The sequence below is a fragment of the Salipiger sp. ABN3_019 genome (genome assembly GCF_056158605.1).
The window spans coordinates 267,098-290,071 of record NZ_JBSWTP010000006.1; the positions used below are offsets into that span (position 1 = coordinate 267,098).

The 22,974-nt window shown below is 64.0% G+C and carries 21 protein-coding genes and 1 pseudogene; 6 read left to right on the top strand and 16 right to left on the bottom strand.

The window, feature by feature from the left end:
• Positions 1–134: 134 nt before the first annotated feature.
• Both ACXAD2_RS07535 and ACXAD2_RS07540 read right to left on the bottom strand, forming a co-directional pair.
• Positions 135–892 (bottom strand): IS5 family transposase gene (locus ACXAD2_RS07535; protein WP_475168685.1). Its coding sequence is split into 2 segments (ribosomal slippage): positions 135–556 and positions 556–892, totalling 759 coding nucleotides; the frame shifts between segments, so codons are not numbered across the junction.
• 27 nt (positions 893–919) lie between these two features.
• Positions 920–1,132 carry a WGR domain-containing protein gene (locus ACXAD2_RS07540; protein WP_475168817.1) on the bottom strand — a complete coding sequence of 71 codons (213 nt, stop codon included), beginning with the start codon at positions 1,130–1,132 and terminating at the stop codon, positions 920–922.
• A 449-nt stretch (positions 1,133–1,581) separates the two neighbouring features.
• Here ACXAD2_RS07540 and ACXAD2_RS07545 point away from each other — a divergent pair, with 449 nt between their 5' ends.
• Both ACXAD2_RS07545 and ACXAD2_RS07550 read left to right on the top strand, forming a co-directional pair.
• Entirely contained in the window at positions 1,582–1,905 is a 324-nt protein-coding gene (locus tag ACXAD2_RS07545) for a hypothetical protein (protein WP_475168819.1), read from the top strand.
• Between the two features lie 415 nt (positions 1,906–2,320).
• Positions 2,321–2,689 carry a hypothetical protein gene (locus tag ACXAD2_RS07550; protein ID WP_475168822.1) on the top strand — a complete coding sequence of 123 codons (369 nt, stop codon included), beginning with the start codon at positions 2,321–2,323 and terminating at the stop codon, positions 2,687–2,689.
• A 361-nt stretch (positions 2,690–3,050) separates the two neighbouring features.
• Here ACXAD2_RS07550 and ACXAD2_RS07555 read toward each other — a convergent pair whose 3' ends face one another.
• The 8 genes from ACXAD2_RS07555 to ACXAD2_RS07590 form a co-directional block, all read right to left on the bottom strand.
• Complete coding sequence (locus ACXAD2_RS07555) at positions 3,051–4,268, bottom strand: relaxase/mobilization nuclease domain-containing protein (RefSeq protein ID WP_475168823.1); 1,218 nt, start codon at positions 4,266–4,268, stop codon at positions 3,051–3,053.
• A complete protein-coding gene (gene mobC, locus ACXAD2_RS07560; RefSeq protein ID WP_475168826.1) occupies positions 4,261–4,812 on the bottom strand; it encodes a plasmid mobilization relaxosome protein MobC in 552 nt (183 codons plus the stop codon). Before mobC ends, ACXAD2_RS07555 begins: the two co-directional genes overlap by 8 nt.
• A 438-nt stretch (positions 4,813–5,250) precedes the next feature.
• Positions 5,251–6,351 carry a ParB/RepB/Spo0J family partition protein gene (locus ACXAD2_RS07565; RefSeq protein ID WP_475168829.1) on the bottom strand — a complete coding sequence of 367 codons (1,101 nt, stop codon included), beginning with the start codon at positions 6,349–6,351 and terminating at the stop codon, positions 5,251–5,253.
• A gap of 2 nt (positions 6,352–6,353) precedes the next feature.
• Positions 6,354–7,289, bottom strand: a complete 936-nt coding sequence (locus ACXAD2_RS07570; RefSeq protein WP_475168830.1) for a ParA family protein — start codon at positions 7,287–7,289, stop codon at positions 6,354–6,356.
• A gap of 171 nt (positions 7,290–7,460) precedes the next feature.
• The gene (locus ACXAD2_RS07575; protein ID WP_475168832.1) at positions 7,461–8,345 is read right to left on the bottom strand and encodes an ArdC family protein; all 885 of its coding nucleotides are present in this window, start codon (positions 8,343–8,345) and stop codon (positions 7,461–7,463) included.
• Positions 8,346–9,349: 1,004 nt separating this feature from the next.
• The gene (locus ACXAD2_RS07580) at positions 9,350–9,931 is read right to left on the bottom strand and encodes a hypothetical protein (RefSeq protein ID WP_475168834.1); all 582 of its coding nucleotides are present in this window, start codon (positions 9,929–9,931) and stop codon (positions 9,350–9,352) included.
• Positions 9,932–10,095: 164 nt separating this feature from the next.
• Positions 10,096–10,419 carry a YnfA family protein gene (locus tag ACXAD2_RS07585; protein WP_475168836.1) on the bottom strand — a complete coding sequence of 108 codons (324 nt, stop codon included), beginning with the start codon at positions 10,417–10,419 and terminating at the stop codon, positions 10,096–10,098.
• The gene (locus ACXAD2_RS07590) at positions 10,419–10,847 is read right to left on the bottom strand and encodes a MerR family transcriptional regulator (protein ID WP_386375959.1); all 429 of its coding nucleotides are present in this window, start codon (positions 10,845–10,847) and stop codon (positions 10,419–10,421) included. The genes ACXAD2_RS07585 and ACXAD2_RS07590 overlap by 1 nt, the downstream gene beginning before the upstream one ends.
• A 134-nt stretch (positions 10,848–10,981) precedes the next feature.
• Between ACXAD2_RS07590 and ACXAD2_RS07595 the strand changes: the two genes are divergently transcribed.
• Together ACXAD2_RS07595 and ACXAD2_RS07600 are read left to right on the top strand one after the other, a co-directional pair.
• Positions 10,982–13,267, top strand: coding sequence for a heavy metal translocating P-type ATPase (locus tag ACXAD2_RS07595; RefSeq protein WP_475168838.1), 2,286 nt, complete (start codon positions 10,982–10,984; stop codon positions 13,265–13,267).
• An 11-nt stretch (positions 13,268–13,278) separates the two neighbouring features.
• Positions 13,279–13,745 (top strand): annotated as a pseudogene (locus tag ACXAD2_RS07600) (DUF411 domain-containing protein).
• 321 nt (positions 13,746–14,066) lie between these two features.
• On the opposite strand, the gene ACXAD2_RS07605 reads toward ACXAD2_RS07600, so the two are convergent.
• Complete coding sequence (locus ACXAD2_RS07605; protein ID WP_475168839.1) at positions 14,067–14,771, bottom strand: Crp/Fnr family transcriptional regulator; 705 nt, start codon at positions 14,769–14,771, stop codon at positions 14,067–14,069.
• A 156-nt stretch (positions 14,772–14,927) separates the two neighbouring features.
• Between ACXAD2_RS07605 and ACXAD2_RS07610 the strand changes: the two genes are divergently transcribed.
• Entirely contained in the window at positions 14,928–17,261 is a 2,334-nt protein-coding gene (locus ACXAD2_RS07610) for an arylsulfatase (RefSeq protein WP_475168840.1), read from the top strand.
• Positions 17,262–17,685: 424 nt separating this feature from the next.
• Here the strand turns inward: ACXAD2_RS07610 and ACXAD2_RS07615 are convergent, their stop codons facing one another.
• From ACXAD2_RS07615 to ACXAD2_RS07630, 4 genes are all read right to left on the bottom strand, one after another.
• Entirely contained in the window at positions 17,686–18,081 is a 396-nt protein-coding gene (locus tag ACXAD2_RS07615) for a (R)-mandelonitrile lyase (RefSeq protein ID WP_475168841.1), read from the bottom strand.
• A 50-nt stretch (positions 18,082–18,131) separates the two neighbouring features.
• Positions 18,132–18,893 (bottom strand): carboxymuconolactone decarboxylase family protein, encoded by a 762-nt coding sequence (locus ACXAD2_RS07620; protein WP_475168842.1) that lies wholly within the window; start codon positions 18,891–18,893, stop codon positions 18,132–18,134.
• 78 nt (positions 18,894–18,971) lie between these two features.
• Positions 18,972–19,427 carry a (R)-mandelonitrile lyase gene (locus ACXAD2_RS07625; RefSeq protein WP_475168843.1) on the bottom strand — a complete coding sequence of 152 codons (456 nt, stop codon included), beginning with the start codon at positions 19,425–19,427 and terminating at the stop codon, positions 18,972–18,974.
• Positions 19,428–19,496: 69 nt separating this feature from the next.
• On the bottom strand, positions 19,497–20,573 hold the full coding sequence (locus tag ACXAD2_RS07630; RefSeq protein ID WP_475168845.1) for an alpha/beta hydrolase: 1,077 nt from the start codon (positions 20,571–20,573) through the stop codon (positions 19,497–19,499).
• A gap of 179 nt (positions 20,574–20,752) precedes the next feature.
• Between ACXAD2_RS07630 and ACXAD2_RS07635 the strand changes: the two genes are divergently transcribed.
• Entirely contained in the window at positions 20,753–21,649 is an 897-nt protein-coding gene (locus ACXAD2_RS07635) for a LysR family transcriptional regulator (RefSeq protein WP_475168847.1), read from the top strand.
• Positions 21,650–22,008: 359 nt separating this feature from the next.
• On the opposite strand, the gene ACXAD2_RS07640 is transcribed toward ACXAD2_RS07635, so the two are convergent.
• Positions 22,009–22,968 (bottom strand): ABC transporter substrate-binding protein, encoded by a 960-nt coding sequence (locus ACXAD2_RS07640; protein WP_475168848.1) that lies wholly within the window; start codon positions 22,966–22,968, stop codon positions 22,009–22,011.
• Positions 22,969–22,974: the final 6 nt, after the last annotated feature.

Below are 22,974 nucleotides of genomic sequence, written 5' to 3' on the forward strand. Positions count from 1 at the left end.
GACATCCGCCCGCCCGTTGTCGGAAACATCGGGCGGAGCGTCAGGCGAACATGGCCAGCTGCTGGGGTTCAACCCAGTAGCCGCGCTGGCGCTTTGCCACCTCGAGGGTGGTTAGGCTCTGAACTCATTGAGTTTCAGAGCCAGTAGATGACGACTGCTGCGAGAGCGATGACAGAGAAGAATGTCGTGGGGCATCTGTCGTATCTGGTTGCGACACGCCGCCAGTCCTTGAGCCTGCCGAACATGATCTCGATCCGGTTGCGCCGTTTGTAGCGCCGCTTGTCGTATCTGACAGTCGCCTTGCGCTGTTTTCGGCCAGGTATGCAGGCGCGTATACCCTTGTCTTGCAGGGCTTCCCGGTACCAATCGGCGTCATAGCCCCGGTCCCCGAGCAGCCAGTCTACATCTGGCAGACCGCTCAACAGGGCCCGCGCCCCGATGTAATCGCTCACCTGCCCGGCAGACACGAAGAAGTTGAGCGGCCGGCCTTTGCTGTCGCAGATGGCATGCAGCTTGGTGTTCATGCCGCCCTTGGTGCGGCCAATCAGTCGGCCACGCCCCCTTTTTTCACGCCCAGGCTGGACGCGGTGCGATGTGCCTTGAGGTAGGTTGCGTCGATCATCACGGTCTTCTTCTCACCGTGTTCGGCGGCCAGCCCGGCCATCATCTGTGCGAAGATGCCCTTATCACTCCACCGCTTCCAGCGGTTGTAGAGTGTCTTGTGGGGACCATACTCTTTGGGCGCATCCCGCCAGCGTAACCCATTGCGGTTGATAAAGATAATCCCGCTCAACACGCGGCGATCATCGACGCGAGGCTTGCCGTGGGACTTCGGGAAGTAGGGCGCGAGGCGCGCCATCTGCACATCGCTCAGCCAAAAGAGATCAGACATGTCACCGCTCAGTTTTGGCGCGGTGAATCATCTCACGCAGCTGAAATCAATGGGTCCAGAGCCTAGCGCGGCGATCGCCTGCTCCCAATCAGCGAACCATTCCATGCGGCTCTGGCAACTCAAGCCGACGAGACCCCACTCCTGATGAAGGCTCCACTCGCCAAAGAGGTTCGGCAGGATTTCCATCCGGCAGAAGAGGATCCCAACCCCAGGGCGGCGTTTCTCGAGATAGGTGCGCATAGCTCTGGTTAGGTACTTACAGGACAGATCGGCAACCAAGTCTGCCTAGATCCCTGCTTGGTCCTTTGTGTTTTCAATACTGTCCCGCGCAACGGTAGCTGCGTGACGGGCAGCTTGCCGGTCTGACGTTGAATATATCCCGAAAAGCGCTGTCGCAAGCGGGGTTCGGTGCCACCACGTTGCTGTTCTTGAGACTTCACGAAATCCCGACCAGCGCATGCTAGAGGCAAAATCGTTCAAGTTCTGCCTTCGCTGAGCACGCCGAGAGGCCTCGGCTCGAAGGCCATCCATAAATGACAGTCCAAGCGATGCACAATTTCTGGTCCATCGGCAGTTCACCGCTGAGTTGTGTCATTTAAATCGACAACATGTTTAACGCGAATCCCAATTATGCAAGCCTCCGCCAAGCCACTCGGCACATCAAAGGCCCTGAAGTGAAAGGCAAAAGTATGAGAGAGTTTTCCCCGGTGATCCCGATTGCAGAGCTGAAGCCGACCCTCGATGCCGGAGGGAAAATTGAGGTCGAATGCGTGGAGGAGCCTACGCGCGTGAGCAACCAGTACCAGGCGGTCTGGAAGTTCTACGTGCTAGCTGAAAATGGAGGGCAGCAGCACCAACTCCTGGTCGTGCATGGCAGAGACGTCAAGCCAAGAACCATCCGAACCCTGACGGGTCTTCTTTCGTTCGCCATGGATCTTGGGGTCTCGCCGATATCCATTCCACGCCATGCTGGGGAACCTGCCGTGTGGGAGCCCTATAAGGGAGCAGCCTGATCCACGCTAAGCCACTGTCACAGTTGATAGGATGCTCGGCGAGCCCAACGATATGGTTGCAACCTCTGGCGATCAATCTCCGGCTCTCCGACGGTAGCGTGCTGACGGGAGGCTGAGCCCTATCGCGGCCACAACAAGGTGACGACGGGTACTACCGATTTGGCCCGCGTCACCCTCGTGATCCAGTCATGGGCTTCCAGCCCTATCTCTGCCTCTTCCAGAGCTCCGGGAAGAGGCGCGACCCGGGCTGGCACCCCACCTCAATCCTTCACCTCGATGGCCACCTTCAGCGACCTCGAATTTGCTCAAGTTCTTCGAGAGTTGTCGCGTCCGCCCGCACTCTCCGCCCGAAGGCGATATTGCGTGATGGTTGATCCAGGCCTATTTTTGGGAACGAGAACAGGAGCGCTGCGAGATGTCGGCCGTTACGTCGAAAGTCCTGGCATTGGTTAACGCGCCTTACAGCGCGGGCGTGTCTGCGTGGGAACTTGCCCTGTGCATCTCCAGCCTTGATGCAATGAACAAGGCTTATGGACCCACCTTCTCATTTTTCACGGAGGTGGAAGCGGAGGCGCAGCACGCTTTCGTCGAGGAAATGCACCTCGATACCAGCGCCGTGAAAGCTGTGGCACAGCACCTCGCTGCCAAGGTACCCTTCCCTATCGCACTCGCCGCGCAAACACGCCATCTCCGAGCCGCCGGGACGAACTCTTCTAGGTACCGATGGAGATCATCGCTGCGTTACCGCTCGAACCATGGAGCTTTTGCGGCGGCTCCGCGCTGATGCGTCAGCTCGGGCATCGGGAAATCCACGACATCGCCGTCCCAAAGCACCTGCCCTATCTGAATCCCAGGACACAAGGCTTCGAGCCAAGTCTTCCTTGAACAGCCACCTCAAGGCGAGCAACTTCACAGGTGCCGCCCAGCTCGTCGCAAAGCTCAGTCGTGGGCATCGACAAGTCCGCAAAACCCTCGCAACATAACGCTGAGCGCGACCCGGGGCATATTCTAAGGCGATCTTTACACCCAATGCCCGGGAGGGGCCCCATTCCTCTTGCGACCGGGTCGCGCTCGACCCGCCACTGGGGCGCTTCGACGGTCGCCGCCCCTATCGCCCAGCGTGGCCCACCTCGACAGAACGACCCCTACCGCTCAGGACCACGATCATTCTGGTGATCCTTGCCCTCGGCCCCGCGATCCTGATCTCGCTCGCGAGACCCAAGTTCCGCGCCACCCTTGCGCCCACCGACGCCCCTCCCCCTGCCCTCGATGTCGAGGGTCAACGCCATCTTCCCGCGCTGCGTCGTGACATCGGTGAGCCTTGCAGAGAATTTACGTGTCGCTTCGGCCAACTGGCGATCTTCGGGATCCTGCGACTGCGCGAGGATGCGCACCGCATTTCCGTAGGTCGTCATCACCCGGCTCCGCCGGGCCACCAGCGCGTCATCCCAAGGCTTTTGCGGCAGGCGTCCATCATTGTCCTCGAGATCGCGCTTCACCTCCCGGGTCTTGCGCGCATCGACGAGAGGTTTCCCACCACGCTGGCGAATTTTATAAACCGGGGTTGCCTCGCCCCGGCGCGTCGCGCCGCGCGCATGGCGCGGCGTCGACTCCGCCTCTATCCCGCGCTGCCGCAGCTTCTCGGCAAAGGTATCGCGCAAGTGCTGCAGGTCAGGCTTTCCAAACCTCAGCTTCACCCCGTCCTCGCCGACGGTGCGCAAGGTCAGGTGGACATGCGGATGATGCGTGTCGGAGTGCAGCGCCATCACATAGTCATGCCGACCCTGGAATTCCTGCTCGGCCAGCGCTCGCACCGCGTCCTTCACGGCCTCTGCGTTGACGCTGCCCGGCATGGAGAACATGACGCTGGTGGTGATCCGGGTTCGGTCCGACGCGTACCCGACGGCCCGCGCGTCATCGTGCTTCTCGAGCCACTCGCGAAACACCGATGCCACTTCGCGAGAGCCGTTGAAGCTCTCGCCGCGATCATTCTCGATCTCGATCTTGCCGTTCCGGCTGATGTAGGCGAGATGCTCGGACACCCGCAGCGCCTCGGTCCCGCGCGAGACCTTGATCGGATTGCCATGCTTGTCGACCCTGGCGGGTTTCGAGACTTTCACCATCACCTCGGGAGCGCCCTTTACGACGCGGGCCAGCCGAGCCTTGTCCGACCCGGAAATCGCCTGCGCCTGATCGGCCGCTCCACGGCGCCCTCGCGCCACCTCAGCCCCGCTCTTATCACCGGGCGCTGTCCTGCCCGATGCCTTTCCGACCTGAGCACCACCCGGGCTCTTCTGGGTCCGTGCGCTCCGGGGCTGGCTCCAGCAGTCCTCGAACCCGAGCTCGGGTTTGAACTCACTCATCTCTATCTCCCAGAACCTGGACCTGGTACCGCCCCGCCGCGACCGCCCTCAGCTCTTTGCGCAGGCTCGCCACTTCCGCTGTCAAAGCCCGAACCTCTTCGGCCGTGAGCGCCGCCCCTGCCCCGGTCAGCACGCCCCGGTTTAGTGCATGGGCGATCTGGTTGACGTTCACCGCCACCCCGCTGAGCTGACGAAAGGCACGCTGAAACGCCGGACGGTCATTTGGTAGCGGCTGCGGGCCGCCCCGGTAGCGCGCCCGGATCATCGACGCCGCCCAGGTCGCAACCGAGACGCGGCGCTCGCGTGCTTCCTCGTCCAGGGCATCCCGAACGTCCTTGTCGAGGCGTACCGTCACCTTGCCCTCTCGCCGGGCGCGAGACGGCACGCGCTCCGCCGTCGGGGTCGCCTCCCCCTCCACGACATTCTCCACGAGCACGCGCAGCAAACCGGACAGGGTCAACCCGGCCTCCTCCGCGACGGCTTCGAGCCTGGCGCGGATGTCGGGCGTGACGCGGGTTTGGATGAGGGCAGATTTCTCGGGCATTAGTCATTTTGTAATACATTGCCAGCGCAAGCGCTATCCTGCATTAGTCCCTACCCAACCCCAAAATGTGGCCAGTGGCCACATTTCCGCGCGCGGACCCCAAGCCCTTGCGCCAGCCGAACCTGCCCGAGAATGGGCCCGCAGGGTCCATTGCGAGGACCGTTTCGGGCGCCCCCCTCGGAATGAGCACCCTGCCTGATTTCCAGCAAGCCGGTCCGGTCTCCCCAAAAAGGAAACGCGCCGCCCAGAGCGACGCGTTCAAAATGAACCTCAGCTTATCGGCCCGCAAATGGTGACCGCTTGTGGTGCAAACCATCGGCCTTTCGGCCACTGCCGCCAACAGGCGGCAGACCATCAAACGTGGGGGCCGATCCGCCGCTTCGCGCCGGCGCAGTTCAACTCTCCTCGCGCTGTGTTCATCGTCGTTTCACGCGCCGCCTATGACCGGCGCACCTCAACGAGCCCCAACTCCGACAGCGCGATCTCTTCGACCATTTCGTCCTCTCGAAAGCTCACCAAGACCGACGTGGGCGAAGACGCCGCCCGCTCGAGCAGCACCTCCCCGAGCCGGTCCCCGTGTCGTGCAACAAGCGTGACGGAGACGGACCCGCCTTCCGCCGCCTTCGGTGCCTGTGCTGAGGGTTGGGCCGTCCCGGGAAGAGAGGGTTGGTGGAGAGTTTGGTCCGACAGCTCCGGCGGCCCGCTTGGGTGATCTGTTTCGCCCACCTCGCTCAAGAGCGGGTGCACCCCCATTGCGAGACCCTGCGCCTCAACCGCCTCATGTGGCACCTCTTCTGGTTCGATGGTGGGCTGGGACGGCCTCTGAGCGGCGGTTCCTAAGGAGCCAGACGCGATGCTGGATTTCAGCGCCGCGACCGATGCCCGCGAAATCTCCGTCGGGTCTGTCTCGGCGAGATAGGCGCGAACCGCTTCCGCGTCATCCTTCCAAAGCGCATGCAGATCGGACAGCGTTCGGATCGTCACGTTCTGCGCAGCTGCCACCCGCAACTCCTCGGGCATCTGCGCGAGTGCCGCAAAACGCGAAATTGCCGCCTCGCTCCAGCCGAGCGCCTCCGCAATCGCGCTGCGCGACTGCCCTGCCGCGCGCATGGCGGCCACCGCCTCGGCGACCTCCAGTGTCGTCAAGTCCGCCCGCTGCACATTCTCCGTCAGCTGCGCCATACGCAATTCTGCGGTCATCTCTCGGATGACCACCGGGATGGTCTTGAGCCCTGCGCGCTGCGCGGCCTGGAACCGGCGCTCGCCCATAATGATCCGATGCTTGCCGTCCTCATCCGACGGCTGCACCGTAATCGCCTGCAGAACGCCCTGCGCCTTGATACTCGCAGACAGGGATGCGAGCTGCTCCTCATCGAAATGGCGCCGCGGCTGCTCCGGGTCGGGCACGATGTCCTCGAGCGGCATCTCCCGCTGCGCCGGAGGCAAAGGCGCGTTCTTGCGCATCAAGGCGCTCAGCTGTCCGCTGGCGGCGAGACGGTCCAGGGTCTCCGTCGTGCTGTTGAACTTCTTGGGGGCCATGGTCAGTCTTCCTTCTTCTTGATCGCCTGCATGAACCATTCAAAAAATGCGCCGAACTCGGACGCAGCTTCCTTGCCGCTCCGCGTCGGCACCTCGAACACCGGGATGCCCTGCGCCTCGGCTTCCTCGTAGCCGGTGCGATTGCGGATCGCGTGCGGGATGATGAGGTTTGAGTAGGCCTCGATCACCTGGCGCAGTGTCTCGCGCTCAGTCTTCTTCACCGCGTCGAACCGCGATGGCAGAAGACCGAGGAACCCGATTTCCATGTTGATCTGCTGCACCTGCACATAGGCGCGCAGCACCGCCTCGACGCCATCGAGCGAAAACCGCTTGAGCTCGATCGGTGCCAGCATGAAGTCCGCCGAGATAAGGGCGCCATAAACCAGCCCGGTGAAGGCGGGCGGCGTGTCGATGATGCAGAAGTCCGCACCGCCCAATCCGCCCAGGACCTCGACCGCTGAGCGCAGCCCTTCATCGTCCGAGTTGACCGGCACATCGCGGTCTCCCTCGATCAGCACCAGTTCGCCCGGTGCCACGGTGAACTCTGGGGACTTGCGGCTCTCGACCATCTCCAGCGCGTTGCCGATAATTCGCGCATCCTGTAGCGCGCTGGTGAGATTACGCTGCCCATCGAGATCGACCGCGATCACCGAATGGCCGGCTCGTATGAGATAATAGGCGAGTTGCGACGCGGTGGTTGTTTTGCCCACCCCGCCCTTGTTGTTTGCGATGACGATCGTCTGCACCGCCTGCTCCTTTCGTATCGTTCTAAATGGAGCCGCGGCGCAAGGGTGCGTCGCGGGAAAATCTGGCGCAGCGCTCCGGGCAGGTGCGCCCAAGATCAGACGTCCGGCGAGGATCGGCATGCGGCAGGTTTGCAAAGGAACGATTGGAAAACCGTCCTCCCTCCGGCCCGTCATGAGCGCGGCGCCCGACATGCCGGGCGGCTGACCGGGGGCCTTGGGGGCCGCGGCGAGACGATCGTCTCGGCGCGGCAAAATTTGGGACCCGGTCGCGTGACGGCGCCACTCAATGCACACGCTTAAGGAGAGCGCAAACGCAAAGGGGCCCGCGCAAGCGGGCCCCTCTCTCTATCGGCTTGATTTCGCTTACGCTGCGACAGCTTGGCTTCCACCGGCCTTCGCCGCCGCGATCAGAAAATCCGCCGCCTTTTGCGCAGCGCTTGCTGCCCTGAAGATCGCGCGCTTGTCCTCTTTCAGCGCCTTGAGCCAGTCCTCGAGGTAAGAGGCCGCCTCCTCGATGGTCGGCTCGATGCCGATTTTCGCCCCGAGGAAGCAGCTGCCGATCTCCGCCACAAGCTCCTCCCGCGCATAGTCGGCCTTGGTCGATCCGAGCTTGAAACGGTCGAGCCGCGAGCGATGACCTGACCAGTGGATTCCTTCATGGCAGAGGGTTGCCGCGTGCGCCTCGGGAGAAATGAATGCCGAAACCGGCGGCATCTGGATACGGTCTTCCGAGGGAATGTAGCAGGCCCGGTCGCCACCATAGGTGATCTTTGCGCCGATCGCGGCAAAGAACGCATCGACCTCCGGCAGGGCTTGCGTGCCAAGATCCTCCTGCACCTCGGGCGCGCCGTAGTAGTGGTCGGGCAGACCCTCGATTTGGTCAGCATTGAAGACCCGATAGGCCCGGGCATAGGGAATGGTCACCTCATCGCCCGCATCGTTCTCCCGCGCGATGGTGCCGTATTTGACCACCGTGGAAGATTTCGAGCCCTTGCGCACATGCGCGCCCAGGTCCTTGGCCTGCCGGAACGTGAACCAATGCGCCGAGGTAAACCCGTTCGACTGCGCCGCCAGCCAAAGCATCAGCACGTTTATGCCGCGGTAAGGCTCGCCGCTGGACCGCAGGGGGAACTGACCGGTCTGACCACCGCCGGACCACGGTTGCCGCCACGGCGCGGTGCCGGCCTCCATCGCCTCGATGATCTGATCGGTGACGTGCTGGTAGATGTCGAAATCGGACTTTGCCATTTGTGGCCTCCTGTCTGGTGAGGCGGTCGGGCTTGGTGCCTGCGTCCCGCCGATGGGCTCGGCCTCGCCACTCTGATTTGGCGAAAACCATGTTTTCGGCGGAACAGAGTGGGGTGGGCGAAGCCCGGCCCACGGGCCTGAGCCGGAAAGTCAAAGGATCGCAGACGGGGATGGTGCGGCCCGCAGGCCGAAGGCCGAGGACACGGTCCCCGGCGGAGACGACGCGCATCACGCGGCGCTTGTCTTTTGACTTTCCGGGGCAGGTCTGTTGGCGGACAACCTATTGGATGATGCCAGGGCGGGGGTGAGCGGGCGCAGCGCGTCGATCCCCCGCCCTGACTTTCGAGATCATGCGAGACGCGCGCCCCGCGCGGCTCACCTTCTCTTTCATCCGAATGAAAATTTCCGACACGCCGCTGACTATCTGACCCCGCAACAGGCCGAGCATCGCGAGGGAAGACCGTCACCCGAAGGGACGAGACTTGCCCGCTGCATCGACCATGCCGGCGCGACGCGTCCGGGCTCGTAGAGACCGGACGCATCGCACTCGGCCGGCAGGGAGATCAGGGGGCAAGGCTCGGGGAGCGCGCCGGCAACGCCGGGGCGTTCCTAGGGCCCAATCCTGGGTGCCCCCGGTCGCGGGCAACTGCACGCGACCGGGGGCGGCCGGGAGTTGCCTAGGCCTCCGATCCGCGTGACAAAGAATTACCGACGGGCCACACTTTCTCTAGCTCTATACGCATGACGCCCGGTTCCGAAAACGTGACCTGCCTTGCCGCCTATCGCGCGGAGAGGACACCTGCGACCCGTCAGTTGCAGACAACAACTGATAGCAACGGGTAACAGTGGACAATAGCGCCGCTACGCCCTATATACTTGGGCATAGAAGTTCATGATCGACTGAAAGAGCTTCCCCGCCACCGTCAGGTGGTCCAACCGGAAGGGTGGATAATCAAGAGGATGTCGAGTTAGCCAAGGGGTCCTCGCGGGCCCCTTCGGTGTTTCTAACGCCTGTACTTCACCATGCGCCCCTTCAGGCCCTCGGACAAAACAGCCGCCAGCTTGGTCTTGGTACCCTTTTGCGGTTGCACCGTGTGGTAAGCGCTTTCGACGAAAAGCTCCAAGTGATGCCGCGCCCCATTGTAGCGGCCCTTCTTGCGGCGGACCTTGAAGAAGGCAGTGTAACACAGCCCGTCCTCGGCGATGAAGGACATGTTGTAAACAGCATAGTTGCGTTCGCTGGCCGTGACGTACAGGCGATGCTGATCGAGGGTGCGCATCAGGTCGGGAAGGTTATGGGAGGCCTCAAGCCGCGCCATATCGAGGACACGCGGGCGGGTGCCGTCCATGATGCGCAACAGACCGCCCGGGTGGGCCATGTCGAGATTGGTAGTCCAGCAGTGGCAGCTGTAACTAATCAGCAGGCCGATGCTTTCACCCTCGGGCAGGGTCCAGCGTTCGATATGCGGGGCGAGGTGCTGGACCTCGATCTCCTCCGCGTCGATGTGGACGAGACCCAAATCCGCGCATGGCGCCCCATCCTGGGTCAGCAGCTCTCCGGCGGGTGAAAGGTAATATGGTCTCATGCGATGGACGTACCACCAGCGGCAGAGAAGCCGCCAGCGCGATTTACGCAAATGCTGCGCAAGAGTTCGCGCCCGAAGGCGTGGTCTTGGAAGGAGACGAAGAGAGCTTCGGCGCAGAGCTGCCGTTTAGGATTTGCGCGGCGAAGGTCGGTAGCGAGCCCTTATCAACCTGCGCGTGGTGCGAGAAGGATCACTGCGGCGCCGATCAGGCACAGGCAGGCACCGGCGATGTCCCATACGTCAGGCCGCTGCCCCTCTGCGCTCCACATCCAGAAAAGCGACGCGGCGATATAGACGCCGCCATAGGCGGCATAGGCTCGACCGGCGAAACCTGCCTCTACCTGTGCCAGAAGCCACCCGAACAGCACAAGGCTCGCAATCCCTGGCAGCAGCCAGAAGATCGACGCGCCCCGCCACCATGCCCAGATCGCAAAGCAGCCGGCAATCTCGGCCAGCGCAGCGAACGGATAGATCAACGCGGTCGGCATCAGGAACCGGGCCGGTCGTGATCGGAGAGGCACTCTTCGTGGTCGCGTAACACCTCAAGAATGCGGCAGTTGGCAACTCGGTCGGACCTGCACTCGCTGATCATTCGTTGCAATTCCATCCGGAGCGCCTCAAGCCGAGAGATGCGCGCCTCCACCTCGCGGAGCTGTTTCTGAGCGACCGCATCGACCTGCGCACAGGACCTTTCTGGGCTGTCAGATAGGTCCAGAAGCTCTCGTATCGCCTCCAATGAGAAGCCGAGTTGTCGAGAGTGCCGGATAAAGGCGAGCCGGTCGAGTTCCAGTGTCCCGTAGCGACGCTGGCCGCCTTCGCTCCGCCCGGGCTCGGGCATCAAACCTATCTGTTCGTAATAGCGGATCGTCTGCACGTTGGTGCCGGTCCTCCTTGCCAGCGTCCCAATGGACAACATAATCGTCTCCTTCCGTCGTTAGCGTCGCGTCCCCGAGGCCAAAGATACGTAAAACCTCTTCGCGCGGCTTGAACCTACAGTTGCTGTAGGTCCTATATCGAGTTCCGATCGAAGAATCACGACGGAGAAGCATCATGGCAGACGGGAGCGCAGGACAACGCGAATGGCGCGTCACAGGCATGGATTGCGGGTCATGCGCCGCAAAGGTGCGCGGAGCGGTTGAGCGACTACCTGGCGTCGAAGGTGTCGATGTCGCCCTGATGGCCGAGCGGTTGCGACTGTCGCTCGATGAGACACAGACTCCGCCAGAGCACATCGAGAAGGCCGTGCGCGGCGTCGGCTTCGGGATCGCGCCAAAGGGCGCGCGGCCAGAGAAGCCCAAGGGCGGTTTTGTCCTGCCGGAGGGAGCCTTTCCGGATGCGGCGGAGGCCGCGGAAATCGACAGCGAGCCGGAGGAGCCCTCTGGGCCCGCCAGTGACGCGCCGATCTCCTGGTTGAAGACATCAAAGGGTCGCCTCGTGCTCGGGACCGGTGCCCTGCTCGCGGCAGCCTGGGCGTCACGGCTCGTCCTGCCGACTGAGATCGCGCATTGGGCGTTCGTCCTGGCGACACTGGTCGGGATCGTGCCCGTGGCGCAGCGCGCCTTCGCCATGACGCGGGCTGGCATGCCCTTCACCATCGAGATGCTGATGACCATCGCCGCCGGTGGCGCGCTGATCATCGGTGAGCCGGAAGAGGCGGCGCTCGTCGTTTTCCTCTTTGCCGTGGGCGAACTCCTGGAAGGCGTCTCTGCGGGCAAGGCGCGCGACGGCATTCGCGCACTCTCGAGACTCGTGCCGAAGACGGCACGGCTCGAAGTGGGCGGCAAGACACGGGAGATCGCGGCCGAGAGGCTCCAGTTGGGCCAGGTCGTGCAGGTCCGTCCGGGCGACCGCGTTCCCTGCGACGGCGAGGTGATCGATGGCACGTCGGGTGTGGATGAGAGCCCGGTGACCGGCGAGAGCGTCCCGAGCCTCAAGGAGCCGGGCGCGAAGGTCTTCGCCGGATCGATCAACACTGAAGCTCTGCTGCGCGTGCGGGTGCTGAGGTCGGCCGAGGACAACACCATCGCCCGCATTGTCCGCCTCGTGGAAGAGGCCGAGAGCGCCCGCGCGCCGACCGAGCGCTTCATCGACCGGTTCAGCCGGCTCTACATGCCCGCTGTAGTCGGGGTCGCTGTTCTTGTCGCTATCGTTCCGCCGCTGGCCTTCGGGCTGGCTTGGGGCGAATGGGTCTACCGGGCGCTTGCACTGCTGCTGATCGGCTGCCCCTGTGCGCTGGTGATCTCGGTGCCAGCCTCAATCACCTCGGCCCTGTCTACGGGAGCGCGCAACGGTCTGCTCATGAAGGGCGGCGCGGTGATCGAGGCGGCGGCCCGCACGACCCATGTCGCCTTCGACAAGACCGGGACGCTCACACATGGCAGGCCCCGCGTGACAGATGTCTCTGTGTTGAATGGAAGCGTCGACGACCTCATGGCGCTTGCCGCCGGGGTCGAGAGCGGGGCGAGCCACCCGCTCGGACAGGCGATCTGCGCCGAGGCCGAGCGGCGAGGCGTGGGCGCGGCGACAGCCACCGGCGGCCGCGCGCTTCCCGGCAAGGGGGCGGAAGCCTCCATCGACGGCGTGACCATCAGCGTGGGCTCCCCACGGCTGGCGAACGAGCGCGGCGCACTCACGGACAACCTGCGAACCCGCGTGGCGGCGCTGGAGGCCGAGGGCAAGACGGTGGTCATCGTGCTCTGCAATGACGTGCCTCAGGGTCTCATCGCGCTCAAGGACGAACCGCGGGACGACGCGGCGAACGCTATCGCGCAATTGCGCGGGCTCGGCATCTCTTCGGTCATGCTGACGGGGGACAACCCGCGCACGGCCCAAGCCATCGCTGAGGGGCTCGGGATCGAACATCGTTCGGAAATGATGCCGGAGGACAAGGTGACGGCGATCCGCGACCTGACGGAGGAGGCCCGGGTGATGATGATCGGCGACGGGATCAACGACGCGCCCGCGCTCGCCGCCGCGCATGTCGGCGTTGCCATGGGCTCGGGCACCGATGTCGCACTCGAGACCGCCGACGCGGCGATCCTGCGCAACCGCGTGACCGATGTGCCGGCCAAGATCCGCCTCGCCCGGGCCGCCATGTCGAACATCCGCCAGAACATCGCGATCGCCCTCGGGCTAAAGGCGGTCTTCCTCGTAACTACCGTTCTCGGCATCACCGGCCTCTGGATCGCGATCCTTGCGGATACCGGCGCCACGGTGCTGGTCACGATGAACGCGCTCCGGCTGCTGTTCTTCCGGCCCACCGGCACACCTGAAACTGCGGGGCACGTCGGTCTGACCGCTGAGACACGCCCCGATCACGCAGCCACAACGACCTGAAAGAAACCCTGATGACCCTCACCCGCCGCGCCGTGATGGCCTCCGCCGCTTGCTTCGCCGCGACGGCACCGACCGCCGGACTGTCTCAAAGCTCTCCCGCGATCCAAGTTCTAAAAGATCTAAACTGTGGCTGCTGCACCGCTTGATCGAGATCCTGAAAGAGAACGGATTGAAGGTCACCACCGAGCGCAGCTTCGGCACCCTCCTGATCCGGCACAAGCTCGAGAACGGCATCCCCCAGAACATGATCTCCTGCCACACCGGCGAAATCTAGGGCTACATGATCGAAGGACACGTGCCGACGGCCGACATTCGACGGCTGCTATCCGAGCGCCCCGATGCCGTCGGTCTCGCCGTGCCCGGGATGCCTTACGGATCACCAGGCATGGGGCCAGAGGATGAGCGGGAAGCCTACGACGTGTTCATGATCCTCGGAGATGGCAGGACGGAAATCTTCTCCAGCTACGAGGCTGCCTAACGGCACCGATCTCAGGATCGCCGTGGGGCCACTGCACAAATCTCACACCGCGCAGTCGCAGCGAAAGTCAGGAAAGTCCGCACTGCCGACCTCGGACCGTTCAAAATGCTGCAGCCTGCATGAATGGCCGCTTCGGTGAGACGGCGGAGCGGCCCCGCGACGACCGGTTAGGGCCGAGAGCGACGGCCGCTGCTGCCCGCCATGGGTACCGCTCGCTGCACTGCCGCAAGCCCGCTCCGAGCCCTTTTGCGACATTCAGGCAAGGCCGCAGAGAACGCCGATGCATAGTGGTGCTTGACGCAATAACGGTTGCTGGGGCGCTCATCTTCCACCGCGGCTCAAGCCAGCCTCCATCATTCTCGCGAGCTTCGTCGGGTTGAATGTAACCGATCCATAGGCGTCACGTCTGATCAGCCCATCGCGCTCGAGATCGCGGAACGCAGGACCGATGCTATTGCGCGACAGGCCGGACATCTCGCCGAGATCCTGCTGTGAACAGGGGATCGAAATGTCGGCGTCATAGAGCATCTCGGGCCCCGCGAGCCGCACGAGCGTGCTGGCAAGTTTGGTTCGGGCGTCGCCCTTGAGCAGCGAGGCGGCGTACATGAGCGCATTGTCGAGATGAAGCACGGTCAGTTGGGCGAGCAGGCGCCACATGACTGGGAAAACCTCTTCAAGCTCTTCCAAGCGCTGCAGCGAGACATAGCAGACACGCAGGTCTGTGCGGGCCCGGATTTCGACGCGACGGGGAGAGCCGGTAACTGCGGCGGCCTCTCCGACCCACCAGCCGGGACGCGCGATATGGCCGAGGACCGGTGGCTCGTAACCCGAGGCGGCCATGACGTCGGCGAACCCTTCGGCGATGCCGTAGACCCCTCCCGGCGGGTCACCCAGCGAGTAGAGCCGGTCGCCACGCGAGACGGAACGGAACTCCGAGACTTCCATCCATGCATTGCGGAACGGCTCAGGCTGCGCGGACAGCCAGCCGCGACGGTGGAAAATCGCTCCTGGATCGCCTTTCGTCATGAAAAATCCCAACATGATGCACAATATTGTGCAGGTTAGCCGCGGTCGCTGTGCTAATCAATTGCGTGACGCGGTGCCCACCGCGCTTCAATTTTGATCGATCTCCTTTTCAAGAATCCAACGTCACCCGCAGACGTTGAAGGCAAAGGTACTGATATGAAGCGATTTTTCATCGCAGTGGCTGCAGCGGCCCTCGCGACACAGGCTCACGCCCAGGATTGGCCCGACCGCAGCAAACTGCCGGTGCCGCTCGCGCCCTTCGAGGGCACCATTGGGGAAACCTACGAGGAGTCCGAATCCGATTGGCAGGAGCCGATCGCTGCACCCGAAGGTGCGCCCAACGTCATCGTCATCCTGCTCGACGACGTGGGGTTCGGCCAGACGTCGACCTTCGGTGGGCTGATCCCGACCCCGGCGCTCGACCAGCTCGCGGCGGAGGGGCTCCGCTTCACCCGGTTCCACACCACCGCCATCTGCGGACCCTCGCGCGCCGCGCTGCTCACCGGGCGCAACCACCACAGCTCGGGCAACGGCTTCCTGATGGAATGGGCCACGGGCTTCCCGAGCTACTCGACCATGCTGCCGAAGGAGACGGCGACCATCGCCGAGATCCTCAAGGACAACGGCTACGCCACTTGGTGGTTCGGCAAGAACCACAACACCCCCGACTGGGAGCAGACCGTCACCGGCCCGTTCGACCGCTGGCCCACCGGCATGGGCTTCGACTACTTCTACGGCTTCAACTCCGGGGAGACGCACCAGTACTACCCGGTGCTCTTCGAGAACACCGTCCCGGTCGAACCGGAGACGACGCCCGAAGAGGGTTACCACTTCATGACCGACATGACCGACAAGGCGATCGCTCGAATGAAGTTCGCCAAGTCGGTCGCGCCGAATAAACCCTTCTTCATGTATTTCGCGCCTGGCGCCATGCACGCGCCGCACCATGTCACCGCCGAGTGGCGCCAGCAGTTCGACGGCGCCTTCGATATGGGTTGGGAGGAATACCGCAACCAGGTCTTCGCCCGGCAACAGGAGATGGGGCTTCTCCCCGAGGGCACCGAGCTCACCCCGCGCCCCGACTGGGTCCCCGCCTGGGACACGCTCAACGACGATCAGAAAGAGGTCTACAACGCGCTCTTCGAGAATTTCGCCGGCTACTTCGCCTTCACCGATCAAGAGGTTGGCCGGTTGCTCGACGCGGTGAAGGAACTGCCTGACGCGGAGAACACGATGGTGGTCTACATCGTCGGCGACAATGGCGCCTCCTCCGAGGGCGGGCCTGATGGTACGCTCAACGAGATCATGAACCTCAATGGTATCCCCTCGGATATCGACGACATCAAGGAAAAACTGGAGAAGCTGGGCGGGCCGGAATCCGAACCGCACTACCCTGTTGGCTGGGCCTGGGCGGGCAATACGCCGTTCCAGTGGGTCAAGCAGGTCGCCTCGCACCTCGGGGGCACCCGCAACCCGATGGTGATCAGCTGGCCCGCCAGGATCCAGCATGACGACGCGCCGCGCACCGCCTTCCTGCACCTCGTCGACGTGGTGCCGACCATCCTCGAGGCGGCACATATCCCCATGCCCGACAGCGTCAACGGTATCGAGCAGAAGCCGCTCGAGGGCGAGAGCTTCCTCGACAGCTTCACCGACCCTGAGTTCAAGGGCCGCACGCAGCAGTATTTCGAGGTCTTCTCAAACCGCTCGATGTATGCGGACGGCTGGAAGGCCAATGCGCAGCACACCTTCCCCTGGCGGCAGGACTTCGCGCCAGGCAACTGGGACCAGGACAAGTGGGAACTCTACAACCTCGACGAGGATTTCTCGGAGGCCAACGACCTCGCCGCCGAGAACCCCGAGAAGCTGGAAGAGCTGAAGGCGATGCTGGATGAGGCCTTCGAGAAATACGGCGTGCTGCCGCTAGATGACCGGGGCGCGGGCCGTCTCGCCATCGCCAAGCCGCCGGTGCCGGGCGCAATCGAGGGCAACACGACCTTCACCTATTACGAGGGCGCGATCCGCATCGCCGAGCCTGCCGCACCGCCGATGAAGAACCGCTCCTGGACGCTGACCGCCAAGGTCGAGACGGAGGGGGCCGAAACCGAGGGCGTGATCATGGGCTTCGGCGGTGTCGCGGCGGGCATGGTGCTCTACCTCGACGGAGGCGTGCCGATTTTCGACTACAACCTCTTCGAGGAGCACACCGTGGTGCAGGGCAGCGAGCCGTTGGCTGCCGGTGAGGCCGAGATCACCCTCGACTTCGCCTACCAGGGCGCCGAAGGTGAGGCCGGCAAGGGCGCCGAAATCACCCTGTCGGTCAATGGCACCGAGGTCGCGACGGGCTCGATGGAGTCCACCGTCGCGGGTCGCTTCGGCATCGACACCTTCGGCATCGGCGAGGACAGCGGGCAACCCGTGACTGCAGCCTACAAGCCGCCCTTCGTCTTTACCGGTGGGATCGAGAGCGTGGTTGTCGAGGTGGAGTGACTGCGGAGCTATCAGGCAATGGCCGTTCGCTGCCCCGCGGCGAACGGCAGCAAGGTCCGCTGTGCCGAAGCAAACATTTCGCTGCGTGTGCGTGCAGCGCAAATTTGGCTCTTCCGCAATGGGCTCGGAGCCGACATGCGGCGCCGCGGCGGATCGTGCGCCTGGCAGGCAGCGGCGGCCGTCGCACCCGGCCCACTCCTGCCACTCATCAAAGACGCCTTTGCTGTGGTGCAGCCTCACCAGACCGGCCGTTCGCCGTGGTTGCAAAGCCGAGGCATGGGCGAACTCACGCTCGGAGCTTATGGACGTTCGTCGATGGCGTCTCAAAGGAAACCGTCGCTCACGTCCACGCTCCGGAGCGCCGGAACTCGGCCTTGCAGCCATCGCCGCGCTGCCACCACAATATGCGGCAGCGCGGTTGCCTTCAGCCGGTGTAGTCCGCATCGGAGACCTTCTCCAGCCAGGTCACCGGCGTGCCGTCGATGCTTTCCTGGATGGCGATGTGCGACATGGCAGTATCGGGCGATGCGCCGTGCCAGTGTTTCTCTTCGGCGGCGAAGAAGACCACGTCGCCCGCTGTGACTTCTTCGATGGGTCCGCCTTCGCGCTGCACCCGGCCGCGGCCAAAGGTGATGATGATGGTCTGTCCCGCCGGATGGGTGTGCCATGCGGTTCGGGCCGCGGGCTCGAAGGTGACATGGGCACCGCTGGTGCGGCCCGGCGCGTCGGCTTGAAACATGGGGTCGATCCGCACGGTTCCGGTAAAGTAGTTCTCGGGACCGGGGGCGGAGGGCGTGCTGCCAGCTCGGATGATCTTCATGGAATGTCTCCGTTGGTGAGGCGGCGGGGCCGTGGCCGCGCCGCAGGATTTCAGTCTGCGCGGCTCTCGAACACCTGCCGCGCCACGGGCATCGCCGAGAACACCTTGGGCCAGCCCGCATAGAAGGCAAGATGCGAGAGCATCGCGCCTGCCTCGCCCTGCGTAAGCCCGTTGTCCATCGCGCGGTTCAGGTGAAAGGTCATCTGCTCGGCTTGGCCGGCGGTGATCAGCGCGGCGACGGTGACCATGCTGCGGTCGCGGGACGCAAGGGCCGGGCGCAGCCAGAGGTCGTTGAACAGCAGCTCGCGCGTGGTGTCGACGACGCCGAGGCTGACATTGGCGAAATTGGACTGAACCGTCTCTTCCCGCGCGGCTTCGGCCTCTTCGTCCAGCGGCAGGAGATCGGGGGCGAGAGCGGGCAGGTCTTCGGCGGTCACGCCGCGCGCGTCATAGACCGGGGCCATGGCCTCGGCGGCTGCGGTGGCGTTGCCCCAGCCGGTGTAGAACGCGAGATGGGTGATGGTTTCCGACAGTTCCGCCGGGGTCACGCCCGCGTCGAGTGCCAGTTCGGTGTGAGGGCCGAGCGTGTCCGCCTCGTGGCGTGTGACCAGCGCCGCGAAGGTGACGAGCGCGCGGTCGCGCATCGAGAGGCTCTCATCGGTCCAGACCGAGCCGAAGAGGTCTTCGGTGGCATAGCCGGCGAGGGCCGGAGCCACCGCATCGGCGGCGGCAGGAAGGGTCCGGGCAAGGTCCTGCGCCGAGGCGGTGGTGCTGGCGAAAGCGAAGGCGGAGGCAATGATCTGGGTTTTCATGGGAGCATCCTTAGTATCGGTGACTTGGCGCAGTGGCGGGGTCCGGTCACACCGGTCTCCCGTTGCAGGCATTCGGTCTCAGCTGCCGTAGTCCTCGTCGGTCACGAGCTCCCCCCATGTCACCGCGGAGCCGTCCTGAACCGCCTGAACCGCGTAGTGGGTGACAGAGGTTCCTTCCGTCGCGCCGTGCCAATGGTTTACGCCCGCCGGGGCGAACACCACATCGCCGGTGCGCATCACCTGTTTGTCCGCACCTTCCTCCTGGTACCAGCCGGTCCCTGCGGTCACGACGAGGTATTGGCCCACCGGATGCGTGTGCCACGCCGATCGGGCGCCGGGCATGAAGGTCACTTCACCTGCGCTGACATCGTTCATCTCGGGGCCGAAGACCGGCGCGACGAAGACCGTGCCGGTGAAGGTCTCGGGGCTGCCGATCTGGCCGCCCCGCTCCAGAGGCGTGGTCTGCGTCATCTGCTGGGCGAAAGCTGCGGGGGCGGCGAGGCTCAGTGCAAGCGCGGCGAGGGTCATCTTCATTGGGGCGTCTCCATGATCGGGAAAGGGGCGATGAGACCTGCCCGCACATTCGGGGGCAGGCCCGGGGACTTACGCGAGGTGGCCTTCGAAAAACGCCTGAAGGCGGTCGAAGGGGATGATGTCCTTCTGATCGTAGAGGTCGCAGTGATCCGCGCCGTCGATGATCACCAACTCCTTGGGGTCGCGTGCTGCGGCATAGGCGTCTTCGCTGAAATAGCGGGAATGCGCCTCGGACCCGGCGATGATCAGCGCCGGACGCGGCGAGATCTCATGGATGTAGGTGAGCTGTGGCATGTTCATGAAGGACATGGCCGAGGTGACGTTCCAGCCGCCGTTCGAGTTCAGCGAGCGCGGGTGATAGCCGCGGTCCGTCTTGTAGTAGGCGTGATACATGGCGATCACCGGGTTATCGATGCCGTCCAGCGTGTCGGGCAGACCACCGGCCAGCTTCGGAGCCTCCTCCGACGCGGCGTCTTCCCAACGTTGCAGGCTCATGGCGGTCAGCGCCTCGGTGCGATCTTCCTCGGTCATCGCATCGAAATAGCCGCGGGCGTTGACCCGGCTCATGTCGTACATGGACGTCACCGCCACTGCCTTGACCCGCTTGTCGGGCGAGGCGGCGCTGAGCGCCATGCCGCCAAAGCCGCAGATGCCGATCATACCTATGCGGTCGCGGTCCACCGCATCCTGTAGGCCAAGAAAATCGACCGCGGCCATGAAGTCCTCGGTGTTGATGTCGGGCGAGGCGACGTAGCGCGGCGCTCCGCCACTTTCGCCGATGTAGGAGGGATCGAACGCCACGGCGGCAAAGCCGCGCTCGGCCATCTCCTGGGCATAGAGGCCCGCGGCCTGCTCCTTGACGGCGCCGAAGGGGCCCGCGACCGCAAGGGCCGGAAGAGGCGCGTCGCCGCGGTCTTTCGGCAGGTAGAGATCACCCACCAGCGCGATGCCGTAGCGGTTGGTGAAGCTGACCTTGCGGTGGTCGACGCGGTCGCTCTGCGGGAAGGTCTTGTCCCACTCAGTGGTCGCCTGCTCCAGCGCCGCTTCGGCGCTCAGCGAGGCCATGCCAAGCGCAGCGGCGCCCATTCCGGCAGTCAGCAGCAGCTCGCGGCGGGCGGGGTTTTGGGGATCGGTCGGGGTGGTCATCTTGGGAACTCCGGTTCGGATGTGTCGTCTGCCCTCCAATCTGGAGCCGCTCCCGGGGCTGGATAAGGCCACCTTGCCTTATCGTTGCTATGAGCTGGATTCATGCTTGGGCGGCGCTTTTCCTTTGCGTCAGGCCGTTCGTTGCCTCAGAACACCGCGAGCCACAGAAGGAGCGCGCCATGGACCGTGACTTGCTCGGCGATCTTTCGACCCTGCTCGCCGTCACCGAAGAGGGCAATTTCACCCGCGCCGGGCACCGTCTCGGCGTGTCGCAATCCGCCGTGAGCCACACGATCCGGCGGCTCGAAGACAAGATCGGCGTGCGGCTGCTCAACCGCAGTGCGCGGAAGGTGACCCCTACCGATGCGGGCGAACAGCTTCTCGCAGCGCTGCGCCCCAGCTTCCAGCAGCTCGGCAACCGAATCGAGGAAATCCGCACGCTTGGCGAGCGTCCCTCGGGGCTGGTGCGGGTGACCTCCAGCGTGCCCGCCACCCGCGACATCTTGTGGCCGGTGGCTTCGCAACTGGTGCGCGACTATCCCGACGTGCGCATCGAGATCAGCAGCGAAGGCCGGCTTTCTGACCTTGCCGAAGACCGCTTTGACTGTGCAATCCGGCTCGGCGAACACCTAAGCCCCGACATGATTGCAGTCCCCGTCGGGCCACAGTTGGAAATGGCAGCGGTCGCCAGCGCGGACTACCTCGCGCGGCGCGGCACGCCGACGCACCCCGACGATCTTGATGCCCATGACTGTATCCTGATGCGGCATCGATCCGACGGGCCGGTCTATGACTGGGAGTTCGAGATCGAAGGCACTGAGATGGTGAAGAAGCTGACCGGTCCGTTCATCCTGAACGACCCCGGCCTTGTGATGGAAGCGGTGCGGGCTGGTCACGGGTTCGGCTACCTGCCGCTGCCGGAAGTCCGCGCTGACCTCGAGACCGGACGTGCGCGCCGGGTCCTCGCGGACTTCTGCCCGCCCTTCGACGGCTACCATCTGTGCTACATGGGGCGGCGGAATCTTAGCTCGGCGCTACGGCTTTTGATCGACCGGCTGCGTTCGGCACGATCATGACATGCGTTCATGAAAGTGTTCTTCGGGTTGCCAAAAATGACGCCGTCGTTTGGCTAAATCCAAGGGTGCGACGCCAAAACGCTGCTCGCTGACAGCACTGGCGCTCAGGAGACATTGTAGCAGGTCAAGCCGTCTGATCTGTCGACCGACCGTCGGAAAAGGGCTCGATTCCGTTATGCGGCGATGCAGAACAAGCCTCAATCTTGGCTGGATGATCGGATGGCCACCGCGGCGAAAATCCGAAATCCGCCCTTTCGGTAATAACTTCGGCTCTGCGAATAGAGTACAGCGTTCTTGGCTTTGGCCTTGCAGCGGCCAAGCAGGTGGCCTCTGCTCCCAATGGGGCAGAGGCCTGTCACTCAGGGCAGATCGACGGCGTCCGGCGCCGCCTTCTTAAGCGCATCCGGCGCGAAATGACCAAGCATTGCATCGGTGGTGACGACCTCGCCCTTGACCACGCCCTTGGAAAGGACCCACGCCGCCTCTGCCACCAGCAGGTCGGCGAGTCCGGTGTCGAGCTTGAGGCCCACGTCGACGTCCTTCCACATCGCGCCCAGAGCCTCGGGCGTCATGGCGCCCTGCATGGAGGCGCTGACCGCTTCCATCGCGGCCTGCGGATCGGCCTTCACATCCGCATCGGCCCTGGCCAATGCACCCATGAAGGCATCCAGCGCGGCGGCGCGTTCGCCGGTCATTTTTGGCGAGGCAGCGAGGATGTAGTGCACCTCGTACCCCGGTACGCGCAGCTCCGCATAGGTGTCGCCAAGCGTGGATTCCGCCGCGCCGTAGAAGGTCGGGAAGGGCACGATGGCGTCCAGATCTCCACGAGCCAGGGCGGGCACCAGATCCGGCGGGGCCGCGCCCACGACCTCGGCCTGCACGCCGGCATGTTTCAGCACCTCGTCGAGATAGAAGTTCACGTTGGTGCCGATGGTGGTACCGATCCGCTTGCCCGCAAGATCCTCCGGGCTGGCCACGGCACCGCCCTCCGTGTTCACGATGACGCGCGACCCGGTGTAGCGCGCCAGGTCGCCGACCACCGCGAACTCCGCCCCGGTCAGCGCCCCGACTGCGGCGGGAAACTCGGCCATGAAGGTCACGTCGACCTGACCGCCGACCAGAGCCTCGAACCCCTCGCGCCCAGTGTTGAAGGCGACGAAGGTGATGTCGAGGCCCGCATCATTGAAGTAGCCCTTCTGGATCGCGACATCGACCTGCGACGTCTGCGGATTGGGTGTCCAGGCAAAGGTCATCTCTTCTGCGCTGGCGGCGAAGGGCGCCAGCAGAGCGGCAGCAAAGGCAAAGGTGTAAAGGTTCATCTCAGT

Bases quoted from the DNA above. Each gene is read 5' to 3' on its own strand.
- ACXAD2_RS07580 (WP_475168834.1), bottom strand. From the start codon at position 9,931: ATGAGACCATATTACCTTTCACCCGCCGGAGAGCTGCTGACCCAGGAT.
- ACXAD2_RS07625 (WP_475168843.1), bottom strand. From the start codon at position 19,427: ATGAAGATGACCCTCGCCGCGCTTGCACTGAGCCTCGCCGCCCCCGCA.
- ACXAD2_RS07575 (WP_475168832.1), bottom strand. From the start codon at position 8,345: ATGGCAAAGTCCGATTTCGACATCTACCAGCACGTCACCGATCAGATC.
- ACXAD2_RS07590 (WP_386375959.1), bottom strand. From the start codon at position 10,847: ATGTTGTCCATTGGGACGCTGGCAAGGAGGACCGGCACCAACGTGCAG.
- ACXAD2_RS07585 (WP_475168836.1), bottom strand. From the start codon at position 10,419: ATGCCGACCGCGTTGATCTATCCGTTCGCTGCGCTGGCCGAGATTGCC.
- ACXAD2_RS07550 (WP_475168822.1), top strand. From the start codon at position 2,321: ATGTCGGCCGTTACGTCGAAAGTCCTGGCATTGGTTAACGCGCCTTAC.
- ACXAD2_RS07635 (WP_475168847.1), top strand. From the start codon at position 20,753: ATGGACCGTGACTTGCTCGGCGATCTTTCGACCCTGCTCGCCGTCACC.
- ACXAD2_RS07605 (WP_475168839.1), bottom strand. From the start codon at position 14,771: ATGACGAAAGGCGATCCAGGAGCGATTTTCCACCGTCGCGGCTGGCTG.
- ACXAD2_RS07630 (WP_475168845.1), bottom strand. From the start codon at position 20,573: ATGACCACCCCGACCGATCCCCAAAACCCCGCCCGCCGCGAGCTGCTG.
- ACXAD2_RS07565 (WP_475168829.1), bottom strand. From the start codon at position 6,351: ATGGCCCCCAAGAAGTTCAACAGCACGACGGAGACCCTGGACCGTCTC.
- ACXAD2_RS07555 (WP_475168823.1), bottom strand. From the start codon at position 4,268: ATGAGTGAGTTCAAACCCGAGCTCGGGTTCGAGGACTGCTGGAGCCAG.
- ACXAD2_RS07595 (WP_475168838.1), top strand. From the start codon at position 10,982: ATGGCAGACGGGAGCGCAGGACAACGCGAATGGCGCGTCACAGGCATG.
- ACXAD2_RS07620 (WP_475168842.1), bottom strand. From the start codon at position 18,893: ATGAAAACCCAGATCATTGCCTCCGCCTTCGCTTTCGCCAGCACCACC.
- ACXAD2_RS07640 (WP_475168848.1), bottom strand. From the start codon at position 22,968: ATGAACCTTTACACCTTTGCCTTTGCTGCCGCTCTGCTGGCGCCCTTC.
- ACXAD2_RS07610 (WP_475168840.1), top strand. From the start codon at position 14,928: ATGAAGCGATTTTTCATCGCAGTGGCTGCAGCGGCCCTCGCGACACAG.
- ACXAD2_RS07615 (WP_475168841.1), bottom strand. From the start codon at position 18,081: ATGAAGATCATCCGAGCTGGCAGCACGCCCTCCGCCCCCGGTCCCGAG.
- ACXAD2_RS07540 (WP_475168817.1), bottom strand. From the start codon at position 1,132: ATGCGCACCTATCTCGAGAAACGCCGCCCTGGGGTTGGGATCCTCTTC.
- mobC (WP_475168826.1), bottom strand. From the start codon at position 4,812: ATGCCCGAGAAATCTGCCCTCATCCAAACCCGCGTCACGCCCGACATC.
- ACXAD2_RS07570 (WP_475168830.1), bottom strand. From the start codon at position 7,289: ATGTCGGGCGCCGCGCTCATGACGGGCCGGAGGGAGGACGGTTTTCCA.
- ACXAD2_RS07545 (WP_475168819.1), top strand. From the start codon at position 1,582: ATGAGAGAGTTTTCCCCGGTGATCCCGATTGCAGAGCTGAAGCCGACC.